The sequence below is a fragment of the Mucilaginibacter sp. P1_A3 genome (assembly GCF_056406855.1).
In genome coordinates this window covers 275,665-289,020 of the sequence record NZ_JBFTZJ010000010.1, presented here as the reverse complement: position 1 = coordinate 289,020, position 13,356 = coordinate 275,665, and the positions used below count along the sequence as shown (strand labels likewise).

Sequence of the window (13,356 nt, the reverse complement as noted above, 5' to 3'; positions counted from 1 at the left end):
TAAAATATTTTTTTGCCAATTTAAAAGGGTGTACTTTTACGAGTAGAAATAAATAGGGTTTTATGAACAGGTTTGCGCGGGGTTTAGTCACATATTTTGCAAAGGGGCTGTTGGTGGTTGTGCCCATAGGCGCTGCAATTTTTTTGATTTACTGGGGGGTATCAACCATTGATAAGGCTTTGAATTTGAGCGATCTGTTGGTTGATAAATCTGGCAAGCATCTTTATATTCCGGGCCTGGGCATATTAAATGTGATTGTGGTAATCATGGTGGCAGGGATATTGGTTACCAACGTAATTACCGACCCCATAAAACGCTGGTTTAAGCGTTGGTTTAACCGTTTACCCATTTTTGCTTTCCTGTACTCCTCTATAAAAGACCTTACCGAAGCCTTTGTGGGCGAAGAAAAGAAATTTAACGAGCCTGTTTTGGTTGAAGTAAATGAATTCGGTCTTAAAAAAATCGGATTTCTTGTTCAAAAAGATCTCGCGGTTTTGGGCTTGCCCGGCGAGGTTGCCGTGTATTTTCCATACTCTTATTCTTTTGCTGGCCAGGTTATTATTATTGATGCCAGCAAGGTAAAGCCAATTGACAAAAGTGCCGCCGATATTATGAAATTCGTGATCTCGGGCGGGGTAAGCGGGCTGGATTAAACCGCTTTTGCCGTAGATACTTTTTTAAAACTCTTTATAGTCAAAAATACACTGATCAGCATCAAAAACGCCCCAAGTATATATGGCGCGCCCGGGAAATAGGTACTGGTATTACGGTGTGTAAAAATGTGAAATACCGAACTCATTAACAATGGCCCTATAATTACCGCTACGCTGGTTAAACTTGTTAAGGAACCCTGCAACTCGCCCTGCTCTTTTGGAGACACCGTGCCGGTGATAAGCCCCTGCAATGCCGGGCCGGAGATACCGCCAAGGCAGTAAGGAATTATATACAGATACATCATCCAGCCACGACTAACAAAAGCAATAAGCGTCAAACCAACGGTATAAAATAGCAACCCGGCTACAATGTTTTTTTTCTGGCCAAATTTAGGTATTGTGTACCTGATGAGGCCGCCCTGTATAGCTACCAGTACCACACCAATGAAAATGCCCAGGCTGCTGATGCTGCTTAACGACCAGTTGAATTTTTCGATCAAAAAGAACGACAAAACGTATTCAACCGCTTTTTGAGCAACATATACTAAAGCGAACGCGCCAACCAGGCCGCTAAGTGCAGGATACCTGGTAAGGCTGCGCAATGAACTGATGGGATTTGATTTTTTCCACTCAAACCTGCGGCGGTTTTTGAGAGCCAAAGATTCTGGCAGTACAAAGTATCCATAAGTTGCGTTGATGAGGGCAAATGCTGCCGCTGCCATAAACGGAAGCTTAACATTCAGGTCGCCCAGGTAGCCGCCGATAGCAATGCCTATAATAAAGCCTAAGCCTGATGCCGCGCCTACCAGTCCAAAGTTTGCGGCCCGGTTTTTCCCGGTACTTATATCGGCAATGTATGCGGTTGCAGTCGAGGTGCTTGCCCCGGTAATACCCGCGATGGTTCGGCCGACAAAAAGCCAGCCTATAGTAGGGGCAAAGGCCATAAAAATATAATCAATACCAAAACCAAGTAACGAGCTTAATAATATTGGGCGGCGGCCATATTGATCGCTCAAATTACCCAATACCGAGGAGAACAGAAACTGCATGGAGGCATATGTGAAAGTTAGATAACCACTATATTGTGTGGCCAGGCTCACATCTACATGCCCCAATGTTTCCAACAGTTTGGGCATAACCGGTATTATAATACCTAAACCAAGCACATCAATAAACAGCGTAACAAATATAAAGCCCAGCGCTGCCGAGTGCTTCTTTTTAGGTTTTTCAGTCATTAATTTGATAAATGATAAATTATTATAAAAGTTTTGAAATAAGTAAAATAAATAAATTATAAAGGTTCAATTATGCTGATTTAAAAAGAAAATATCATCTCTTTTTGAAACTCCTGATAGCCAATACCGCACTCAATAGCATCAATACAGCACCTAAAATAAACGGCGCGCCGGGTATATAAAGGTGATTTTTAAAATTGGTAAAATAATAAAACAGGGTGGTCATTATCCAGGGGCCAAATATGGAGCTTAAACTCATCAGGCTGGTTAGGCCGCCCTGCAATTCGCCCTGTTCATTGGCGGGCACCTGGTTGGTCATTAAACCTTGTAGGGCGGGGCCTGCAATACCTCCCAGGGCATAGGGGATCATAAAAACAAACATCATCCAGCTTTTGCTGGCCAGGGCAAATAGTGTTAAGCCCAAACTGTAAAAGAGCAATCCTATCCAGATGCTTCGTTCCAATCCCAATTTGGGCAAGGCTATCCGGATGAGCCCGCCCTGCACCATGGCTATCATCAGGCCGATAAAGCCTAATGAGTATCCAATCAGGTCCTCGCTCCATTTAAATCTTTCAATGGTAAAAAATGTCCAGATACTTTGTACTGATTGCGCAGCAAAGTAAAGCAGGAACAATGAAATGGCCAATCCAATTACCGATGGATATTTTTTGAGCTGCAATAATGACCCAAGCGGGTTGGCTCTTTTCCACTCAAACGGACGGCGATGATCTACCGAAAGTGACTCTGGCAGTATGAAAAATCCATAGGTCGCGTTTAACAAAGCCAATCCTGCTGCTGCAAAAAAAGGATAATGAACATTCCATTTACCTAAAATCCCACCTAAAACCGGGCCGATGATAAAGCCGAGCCCAAAGGCAACGCCGATCAACCCGAAATTTTGAGCACGTTTTTCGGGCGTGCTGATATCTGCAATGTATGCTGACGCTGTTGTAAAGCTTGCGCCGGTAATACCAGCAATGGTACGGCCAACAAATAACCAGCCTATAGATGGGGCAAAGGCCAGGAAAAGATAATCTACCCCAAAACCTAAAAGCGAGGTTAACAAAATTGGCCTGCGTCCATATTTATCGCTGAGGTTTCCAATCACCGGCGAAAACAGGAATTGCATTACAGAATAGGCCAACAGCATCAACCCCGAGTAGAGTGAGGCTTCGCTTAATGAACCATGTATAAGTTTTTCTATCAGTGCCGGCATTACGGGTATGATGATGCCGAAACCGATAACATCTATCAGCATGGTAACAAAAATAAAGCCTAATGCAGCCTGTGGTTTAAGTTTGGCAGGTTGATCCATAGGCGCAAAATAATCATAAAATGTTAGCGGGATATCATGACATTCAAAAATCATTGAAATGTCTAAAATCTGTCATTCAATTTTTTATTCAATAAAAAGCTTAAAAAAATATGCAATTTGCAATACAATTTCTAACAGAAGCAGTGTAAACTCCAATTAGTAAAAATACCTGCCTAAACCTCTGAACAAAGCAAAATGATAACAACTATTAAAAACAGGATAACATCTATTGATTTTCTTCGTGGTACAATTATGATTATCATGGCGCTTGACCATGTGAGGGATTACCTGTATTCCGGATCGTTTTTATTTGACCCGCTTGATTTGGCGAAAACAAACGGACTGCTGTTTTTTACCCGTTGGATAACGCACTTTTGCGCCCCCATATTTATGCTGCTTGCAGGTACATCTGCATTTTTAATGAGCCGTAAGAAAACCCGAAAGGAATTATCGGTTTTCCTGGTAAAACGTGGCCTTTGGCTGGTTTTCCTGGAGCTGGTTGTATTAAATTTTGGCTGGAATTTTAATATTGCCTTCCCGATGCTTTTATTTATTACTATTTGGGCGCTGGGGATAAGCATGATAGTACTTGCCGCATTGATCCATCTGCCTAAGAAACTCATCCTTGTTTGTTGCCTCGTAGTAATATTTGGCCATAATTTGTTTGATGGTTTTCATGTAAATGGCAATACCTTATCCGCTTTTGGCTGGGCGATGCTTCATGATCAGCGGCCTTTTATGTGGCATAATGAAATACTTTTGGTTGGCTACCCTATTATTCCGCTAGTTGCTATAATGCCCCTTGGTTATTGTCTTGGGCAGTTGTACACTCCGGAATATAGCGTTGAGAAAAGAAAGAAGACCTTGTTCCTTTTGGGGGCTTCTTCCATTGTTTTATTTATTGTGATCAGGTACATTAACGTTTATGGCGACCCGGTAAAATGGAGTTTGCAAAAAGATGCTTTTTTTACTTTCCTATCCTTTATAAAAGTCAACAAATATCCACCTTCGTTACTATATGTATTATTAACATTGGGTGGGGCCTCTTTATTCCTCGCCATTACAGAAAAGGTTCAAAATGGGTTTGTAAAAATAGTTTCGGTTTACGGCAGGGTGCCCATGTTTTATTATATCATCCACATCTACATTATTCACCTGATAGCTATGGTGGCATCGGCATTTACGCCGGGCCAAAACTGGAAGATTTGGATATTGGATAAACCGATATGGTTTACATCTGACCTTAAGGGGTATGGGTTTTCGTTGCCGGTAGCGTACCTGGTATGGGTGATTATCGTGGTAGGGCTGTATCCGCTATGCAAACGTTATGATGCTTATAAACAAGCCCATAAAGAAAAATGGTGGTTAAGCTATTTGTAGTAGTTTAGCAAATAACTTCCATCATGGTTTCCCGGTAATAGTAAACCATGATGGAGGGTAAAGCAATTTCTGTTTGAAAACGTTTCTCTAAAAGTTTGGTTTCAATACATATTTATTGTAGAACCGTGTAATGTGTTCAACCGCTTCTTCTGCTGTATCAACCACGCGGTAAAGCATCAGATCGTCGGGGTTGATATTATGCTGATCATCCAGCATTTTTTCTTCAACCCAGCTAAACAAGCCTTTCCAGTAATCAACCCCCACAAATATAATAGGGAAACGGGCAATTTTGCCGGTTTGTATCAGCGTAATGGCTTCAAATGACTCATCCATAGTGCCAAAGCCGCCGGGCAATATAATAAAGCCCTGGGAGTATTTCATGAACATTACCTTACGGATAAAGAAGTAATCAAACTCCATGATCTTATCCCTGTCGATATACCTGTTATGGAATTGCTCAAAAGGCAACTCGATGTTTAAGCCTACCGATTTACCTCCGTTTTCGTAAGCGCCTTTATTAGCCGCTTCCATAATACCGGGGCCGCCGCCTGAGATTACGCCATAGCCATGCTCGGTAAGCAGGCGGGCTGTGTCCTCGGCCATTTTGTAATACTTATTGTCGTTATGGGTACGTGCCGATCCGAATATGGATACACAGGGGCCAATTTTTGCCAGTTTTTCAAACCCGTCAACAAACTCGGCCATTATTTTAAATATTTGCCAGGAGTCGGTAACCTTAATTTCCTGCCAGTTTTTATTCTCGAATGCTTGTCTTATTTTATCGTCTCCGGTCATATCGTTTGTTTTGTAGTCCGGAAGTCCGAAAGACGGAAAGTCCGGAAGATGTTTTGGTTTTTAGTCCGAAAGTCCGAAAGACGGAAAGTCCGGAAGTTGTTTATTTCAATGATACTGTATAATTATTACCTATCTGAGCTGTTTGTCTTACTTTCAGACTTTCGGACTTTCCGTCTTCCCGTCTTTCGGACTCGAGCTTATTAATAAGCCGACAAATGTAATTAATCCGTTTACAATGATAAGCTCATTGCTGAAAACATATCCGCCTAAAAGCGTTTTTGATTCCGCATTTAAAAAATAACAGATGGCTGGTGACGCCATGCAAATAAAGGGCACCAGTTTATCCCTAACCTGCCTGTTGCTCATAAATAGGCCAAATGAATAAAGCCCCAGCAATGGCCCGTAGGTATAGGATGCAACCTGGAATATGGCGCTCACTACAGCGTCGTTGTTTATGGCATTAAATATAATAATGGTTAAAAACATGAGCCCTGAAAAGGCAATGTGTACGGCATGCCGGGTACTTACTTTCTTTTTGCTGTTTAAGTCATTGCTTTTGTTGAAATCTAAAAAATCAACACAAAAAGAAGTGGTCAATGCAGTTAGGGCCGAATCTGTAGTGGCAAAAGTGGCCGCGGTTAAGCCGAGCATAAATACCATGGCCGGCACAATGCCCAGGTATTGCAGGGCGATGGTAGGGTACAGGTAATCGGTTTTATCCACATGAATGCCGTATTTGTTAGCATATAACCAAAGCAAGGCGCCTACGCTTAAAAAAAAGATATTGATTACCACAAATACCGCCGTAAAGCTGAACATGTTTTTCTGCGCCTCTTTGATGTTTTTAAGACTAAGGTTTTTTTGCATCAGGTCCTGGTCTAATCCGGTCATGCCTACGGTGATAAATAATCCCCCTAAAAATGCTTTAGTGAAATGGAACTTACTACTTAAGAAATTATCAAAGAAAAATATTTTAGAGTAGCTGCTGTTTTTGATAGCATCGGCAGCTTCAAAAATATTCATGTGCAGGCTGTCGCAAATAAAATAGATGGATAGAAACACCGATAATACCAGGAAAAATGTTTGCAAGCTATCGGTAATGATAATGGTTTTTAGTCCCCCTTTAAAGGTGTACGACCAGATGAGTGCCAAACAAATAAGCACCGTTACGGCGAAAGGAATATGATAGCTATCAAAAATGAATTTCTGCAATACAATAACCACCAGGTAAAGCCTGAAAGCCGAACCGATAACCCGGCTGATGAGGAAAATTCCCGCTGCGGTTTTATAGCTCCAGGTACCTAAAGCGCCTTCGATGTAGCTATAAATAGAGGTAAGTTTTAGCCGGTAGTAAAGGGGAAGTAATACGGTAGCGATGATAATAAACCCCGCGGCATTACCCAGCACAAACTGGAAATAGGAGAACTGATCGCCGGATGGGGCGCCCACTTTGCCTGGTACGGATATAAAAGTTACCCCACTCAACGCGGTACCGATCATCCCAAATGCAACCAAATACCATTTGGAATTGCGGTTGGCCACAAAAAAAGTATCATTATCAGATGCCTTGCGCGAAGTAAGCCATGATATAACCAGTAACACCAAAAAATAACCAATAATAAAAGAAAGTAATACTCCGGGCGACATATGTTTTATTTATTCCGAATGAGCCAATTTGGCTAATCCGGGTTGTTTTTTTTAAAGGTGCTTATAATATGCAAAATACGCAAGGGGAGGAGGTGGATTATTGGGTGAGAAATCTGTGAGCTGTTATGGTGAGCTTGCTAAATCGGGGAGGGTACCTCTGTGCTAACAATGACGTGTTGGATTTTGAGGCGTGTGGGCCTGTCAGTCTGAGCCTGTCGAAGACTCGCGCGCAGAGGCCTTTGCCCACATGCTTCGACAGGCTCAGCAGGACAGCCTTTTTTTTAAACGTCATTTCATCCTTCAGAGGTTTCCAAATTTTATCAACTGCCCATAACTTTTTTTGCAAAAAAAACCTCTTGTCATCCTGAACGATTTGAAGGATCTATTGTTCGCCATGCTTCTTCGCCCGGTATAGTCTGCGATTAGATTCTTCAAATCGTTCAGGATGACAAAATTTTGCTACTTACCAATGACCACCTTTTTCATCCCCTCTCTTCCATAAAATACCGGGAAATACATCATCTCGGCTTTGGCTGGATTTAAGTTGTACTTGCCATCATAGCGGGGGATGAGGTTGATACTGAAAGTGTATGTGCCTTGTTTTAGCTTGCGGCAAAATATGCTCACCTTTTCTTTAAAATATTCGCGGTGAACTTCGTTGTTGCTCCATGGCTGATCCTTGCTTTCGTAAGAGCATCCGGCCGGGATGGGTATTTCTATCATTACAAAATCGGCATCGCCTTTCGCGGTGACCTCAGCCTGCAATACAACAGATTCGCCACCCTTTAACTGCGATATAGGTTTATCATTCCTCTCGAACCAGGTATTCACCGTAAAATCCTTATTCACCTTTTCAGGCTTAGCGTTCCAGAATTGCTGGTAACCGGTGATATAAACAGGTAAGCTGCCGGATTTGCTGATACTTAAGTTGTTGGCGGTAAGTGTGGCCGAGTAGGGGAATTTATTAATGGTCTCCGTTGTCGGGCCTTTAATGGTTATAGCAGATGGTTTTACCTGTTTATCGGTAACCAGCAGATCGGGCAGTATGGTTTCCAGTATCAGGGCCGATTCATAGGTGTTGCGCCATTCGCCATGGCTGCGTTGTTCTAAAAAGTAACCACGAATCTTTTGAAGCAGCTCCGGGTGTTTACCGTCATTCTTAATTATGTGGTACGCCATCACGCTCAACTGGATAGAATTATCAAAAAAGTGATAACTGTTTTCGCCCCAATAAATATTACCAAATAGAGTGTGACGCTCTTTAGCCCATAAGCTGTCAAGTTTAACAATCTCGCCGGTTTCCTGCTTCACCAGCATCAACCTTAATTTATCGTAGGCAAATAATTGGAAGCCGTAATTTAATTTGATCGCTTTGTTTTCCTTTTCAACTATATCAATATATTTTCGATAATCAACCTTAGCATCCAGTTTATGCAATAACTCCAGGCAGGTTAATTTATCAGCACCATGGTAGCTCTCCAGTTGATACACCAGGTAATCGATAAGTTTTTGCTTATCCAGCTGAACAAGATAACCCTCTTTTTGCGCATCCAGCAAAGCCTCAACAGCATGCAGGCTGATCCAGAGCTCTTCGTCGGTATCTTTCCACCAGCCCCAGGTACCGTTACTTTTACGGTTCTCCTGCAGTTTTTTTATAACCTCCAGTATGTTTTTACCGTATTTAAAGTCTTCGCCCATGAATTTTTTAATACGACGTTCGGCCAACAGACCTTTTAGTTTTGAGGCCAGCTGTTCGTTACATAAATATTTATATTCCCTTAATTTACGCGATTCCTCTATCAGTGTAGGTAGCACTGATGCTTCGGCCCTGAACTTTACAGGTCCCATAGCCGGATCAAATTTCAGGCTCACGGTAGTATCGCCATTTAATGTTTCAAATATTCCTTTGGTTTCCTCCACACCCTGTTTTATCACCGGGATTTTGCGGCGCTCGCCATCAAAGTAGCCATTATCGCGTTTTATAGTGTACTCGAAAGCCAGGCTGTCAGTGGCCTCGGCAGTAATCGCTAAGGTGTCTATTGTTGAGTTTTTAATGGCAAGCGCATCCTGTTTAATTACTTTACCATTATAGGTGAAGTTGCGGTTAACGCTTACGGCCTGTGAGTTATAGTTCATCACTTTGCCTATCAGTTTCATTTCATCGCCGGCTACGGCAAATTGTGGCGCAATAAAGTTGGCGCTTAATGATTTAAACGACTTGATCTGGCTTTCGACTAATCCGGTTTGCTGGTGGTTGGTTATTCCCGCCACAAAGGTGCGCCAGTTGGTAATATCATCTGGGAAGGTTGTTGTGAAGCTGGCCCGGCCCTGGGCATCGGTAGTCAATTTGGGCTGCCAATAAGCATAGTCGGCAAAGTTTTTCCGGAGGGTTAGCTCGTCTCCGGGTGTGGTACCATTGACAGGTGCCGGTTCGTTTTTCTTTTTAGTGTTGATGATGACTACACCATTTGAAGCGCGCGACCCATATAAAGCAACAGCGGCAGTCGCTTTTAAAACACTTATATCGCCAATATCTGCTGTATTTATACCGGCAATACTTTCAACAACATTTCCATCAACAATGTAAAGCGGGGTTTGGCCCGGTGCTGTTGCCGTGCCCCTGATAAACATTGTTCCATTAGCTCCGGGCGCAGTCTCAATTATATTTAGACCGGCGACCCTACCAGCCAGATCATTCATAACAGTTGTTGAATATCCCAGGGCCATTGATTTTCTTTGTACGCCATAGCCCACCACAACAACCTCATTAAGATGCGCCTCGCTTGCATCAAGCGTAACCTTAATAGTTGCACCCGGGGTTATACTTACCTCTTTAGTTTGGTATCCTATATAGCTGAATATCAATTTGCCGCTATTGGGCACTTTAAGGGTAAAATGGCCGCTTGCGTTGGTTTGTGTGCCAATTGATGTCCCTTTTACCCGTATGGAAACGCCGGGGATGGTTAGTTTTCCACCTTTTTCAAACACCACTCCGGTCATCATTTCTGTAAAGTTGGCTGGTTGAATATACTTGTCATTAAATGCTTCTTTAATCCGTAAGGCATCATTTTCTATATTGGAATCCTTATAATTATAACGGCCCGCCCTGCTAATAATAACATTGTTAATCTTGATACTTACCGAATCCCGGGCATGGGTGGGTGTAATATGAACTTTATAGAAATTGATGCCATGAGGTTTGATGCTGATGTTTTCAATAATATCATATTTATCGCCTTTCAGTAGATACATAACCCGGTATTTTCCTTTTTCTACCTGGCCAAATTCGGTAGTATTACCCCGAAAGATTTTTATATAGTCAGGATCATTGTAGCGGTATAAGATGATGTTTTTTATGAGATCGGGTTTTTCGCCTTTGTGTGTTTCCGTTTCAATTTTAAGTGCCCCGGTTGCTAATAATGTAGTGTGATCATTTGGAAACAAGTCGAATGTATTACTTCGTACATCAAGGTAATTTTGCCAAAGGCTATCGGCAGTATTTTGAGTTAATACGTATTGTGTATAGTCGGTTATGGCAGCTGCATTGGATATTTTTGTATTGAAAGGATATTTGGTGGCTATGCTTTTTTGTTTAAGCAGGTTTGGCTCAAACAGATAAGTGAAATTTGGCTCGGCAAGAAACTGCCTTTGTTTTTCGCCTTTGATATCAAAAATAGTGTAGTCATCTGCCAGCGGACCGGTTAATATTTCTCTATGGCTGTTAGGTACCGGGTTAAGGTAAAATAAACCTCCTCTTTGCTTTATAACGGCCATGTTTTGGTCAAAATTGTCAATAACAGTGATGAGGTAACCGTTGATGAGATCGGCTTCATACCTGCTCAATGTATCGGCTAAGGTGTCGCTTTTAAATGCATTAGCATTAAGGCTTATAATGAGTTTTTTAGATTGCTCAACACATACGCTATCCAGCCTAATGTTTTGATGAGCAGTCCTGAACCTTAAAGTGTGGTTGCCTGGCTTTACGGCAAAACTATAACGTTGTAATTGTTGCGCCTGGCTAAAATAAACGGGCTTTTCATCGATGTACAAAATGTGTACAGGTTCAATATCTCCATCTTTCACTATAAATGGGGCAATCTGTGTAACCGTATCAATGCCCGGTTCTTCAATACTGTATATTTTTGACGGGTGGGTAAATTTGTAGTATTCGATACTATCCAGTCCCATTGCTTTGCTCCAGCGTTTCCAGTTTAGTTTGAGGCTTCCGTTAGGCTCAGCCTTATCTGTTTCATAGTTTTTTCCTGGTTTTCGGTTGCGATAGTATCTACCCATGTATGGCAGTGACGGCGCCCTGTAATTTTCAAACTTGCGGGTTAATGCCCATGCTGTTAAATCTGCATTGGCAACAGGTTTGCCGGTTGCATCGGTAACCACAATGTCTGTTTTTACCTGCTGCCCCGGATAAACCGATACAGGCTGCTTAACATTTATTGTAAGGAGGTCTTTACGGTAAACTACCACGGCCTGCACATTTTTGCTTAAGCCACCCCAGATGTAATTAACCCAGAATGTTACTTTTTTTTGCTCACGATAGGGCTTTTTGTAAAATAGATTGTTGGCTTCACCTTCATCTATCAACTTATCGTCAGCGAAAACAGAATACCAGAAATGCAGGTTACGTGGATTGTTAACTTTTATCAAAAGGGAATCTGCACTCCGTTCGCCGGCCACTGATAGATCGGCCTCAAAATCCTTCAATTCAATATCCATATCGGTACTGTCTGTTTCAATATTATAGGTAACCGCATTGGGGTTAATGAGGGTTTTTGCCGGGAGGGTTACTTTTATCTTTGAAATTGTATCATCATCGGCATTTAAGGCACTGATGGTGGCCAGGCCTTTAATGTCTTTCCCAAGCTGCTGGTAATTGGCTTTTAGGGTATCACCAACTAATTCGGTAATGATGTTAAACTTATCATTATTGAAATTTATGTATTCACTTTTGGATCGTTCTTCATTGTTGGAGTTTAAAAATTGAGCATTTATGTTGTAGTAGATATTGGCTGCCGGAAAAATAGAATCGGGAAGGATCACCTTTGTCTCTCCAAGCGGGTCAAGTGTTACATCATGCACCCATAGGGTATCAGGCACAAAAACACGTTTGCTGGTATAGGAGTTAACCGAACTGGTGGTGAGTGTAAGTGTAACGCGTCCATCGGGTACGGGCAGGTCATTTTCATCAGTAGCCTTAAGGTAAACTGCAAGCGGTGTGCCCCGCCAGTGTTCCTTTTTATCGGTACGCATATCAAACTTGGTTGATTTTAACTCATACTCCTCGTACCTGAAACTGCTGAATATCAATACAGACGGATCGTTATAGATGTTGTAATTGGCCTCTTTACCCACAGCTGTTTTTTTTGCATCGGGATCAACCAGCGCGATGGCATAATTTTCATCCAGTGTAAGGGTGTCACTTAAAGGGAAACTATATTCAAAACCGCCATCACGATAGCTGCTTACCGTGCCAATAGTTTTCCCTTCGCTTTGGCGGCCGTCATACAGTTTAACCAATAATTTTTTCTGAGTTACCGGTTGCTTTGTTTTAGCATTTAGTATAAATGCCTTAAATTTTACGGTATCATTTGGTTTATAAAGGGGCTTGTTAAATACTACAAAACCAATGTTAGGCTTGGGTTTTTGTTTATACCGGTAATGACTGTACTGATAACCGTCGTCCTTTTTAAAAAACTTTTTGATTGATGCCCATAAAGTTGCAACCCAGTTTTGGTTATTAGCGTGGCGATCGTAGCGATCTTCTTTCAGTATAAAAAAGTTGGAAACACCTGCGTAATCTGCCTGTACCATGTTTGCCTTTTTTGATCTTTTAACATGCCATGTGCTGCTTTTATCATCAAACCTGATGACCTTGCCATTAAAACGGACAACAGCATTTACAATGTTATTGCCCTGTTTATCCTGCAGTACAAAACGCTGATCGTAATCATTGTGCAAAACCTTTATAAAAACAGAATGGTTCTCGATAAGGGAGTAGCTTAAGCGGTTTTTTTCGGCATAAACTTTTAAATAATTACCGGCTGGCAAAGTGTTTTCCCAGTATGAGCCTGTTTTAAAGGAGTCAATAGGGTGCTGAAGCATCCGCTCGTCCAGGTTTTTATCGGGATATTTATAAAAATTCTGCACATTGGCCGTGGTGAGTTTATATATATAGGTATAATAACTGCGTTCTTTACTTAGGGTTAGCGGTCTTTGAGCAAAAGTGACGCTTGAGCAAAAGATCAACGATAGTAAAAGAATGGTTGCTTTTTTATAAAGTGATAACATGTTATAGGTAGTATTATGGGGGCGGTCC

Annotated in this window: 7 protein-coding genes; 2 read left to right on the top strand and 5 right to left on the bottom strand. The window is 41.8% G+C overall.

Annotated elements, in window-relative coordinates; translation table 11 throughout:
* Positions 1 to 62 precede the first annotated feature (62 nt).
* The gene (locus tag AC1D0K_RS22430; RefSeq protein WP_477431613.1) at positions 63 to 653 is read left to right on the top strand and encodes a DUF502 domain-containing protein; all 591 of its coding nucleotides are present in this window, start codon (positions 63 to 65) and stop codon (positions 651 to 653) included.
* Here the strand turns inward: AC1D0K_RS22430 and AC1D0K_RS22425 are convergent.
* Both AC1D0K_RS22425 and AC1D0K_RS22420 read right to left on the bottom strand, forming a co-directional pair.
* Positions 650 to 1,888: a TCR/Tet family MFS transporter gene (locus tag AC1D0K_RS22425; protein ID WP_477395220.1), complete on the bottom strand. Its 1,239-nt coding sequence runs from the start codon at positions 1,886 to 1,888 to the stop codon at positions 650 to 652. The genes AC1D0K_RS22430 and AC1D0K_RS22425 overlap by 4 nt on opposite strands.
* A gap of 94 nt (positions 1,889 to 1,982) precedes the next feature.
* Entirely contained in the window at positions 1,983 to 3,257 is a 1,275-nt protein-coding gene (locus AC1D0K_RS22420) for a TCR/Tet family MFS transporter (protein WP_477395218.1), read from the bottom strand.
* A gap of 141 nt (positions 3,258 to 3,398) precedes the next feature.
* On the opposite strand from AC1D0K_RS22420, the gene AC1D0K_RS22415 reads away from it, so the two are divergent.
* Entirely contained in the window at positions 3,399 to 4,583 is a 1,185-nt protein-coding gene (locus AC1D0K_RS22415; protein WP_477395216.1) for an acetyltransferase domain-containing protein, read from the top strand.
* An 87-nt stretch (positions 4,584 to 4,670) separates the two neighbouring features.
* Here AC1D0K_RS22415 and AC1D0K_RS22410 read toward each other — a convergent pair whose 3' ends face one another.
* The 3 genes from AC1D0K_RS22410 to AC1D0K_RS22400 all read right to left on the bottom strand — a co-directional run bounded on the left by AC1D0K_RS22410 (position 4,671) and on the right by AC1D0K_RS22400 (position 13,328).
* Positions 4,671 to 5,378, bottom strand: coding sequence for an LOG family protein (locus AC1D0K_RS22410; protein WP_477395214.1), 708 nt, complete (start codon positions 5,376 to 5,378; stop codon positions 4,671 to 4,673).
* 153 nt (positions 5,379 to 5,531) lie between these two features.
* Complete coding sequence (locus tag AC1D0K_RS22405) at positions 5,532 to 7,025, bottom strand: sodium:solute symporter (RefSeq protein ID WP_477395212.1); 1,494 nt, start codon at positions 7,023 to 7,025, stop codon at positions 5,532 to 5,534.
* A 459-nt stretch (positions 7,026 to 7,484) separates the two neighbouring features.
* Complete coding sequence (locus tag AC1D0K_RS22400; protein ID WP_477463103.1) at positions 7,485 to 13,328, bottom strand: carboxypeptidase-like regulatory domain-containing protein; 5,844 nt, start codon at positions 13,326 to 13,328, stop codon at positions 7,485 to 7,487.
* Positions 13,329 to 13,356: the final 28 nt, after the last annotated feature.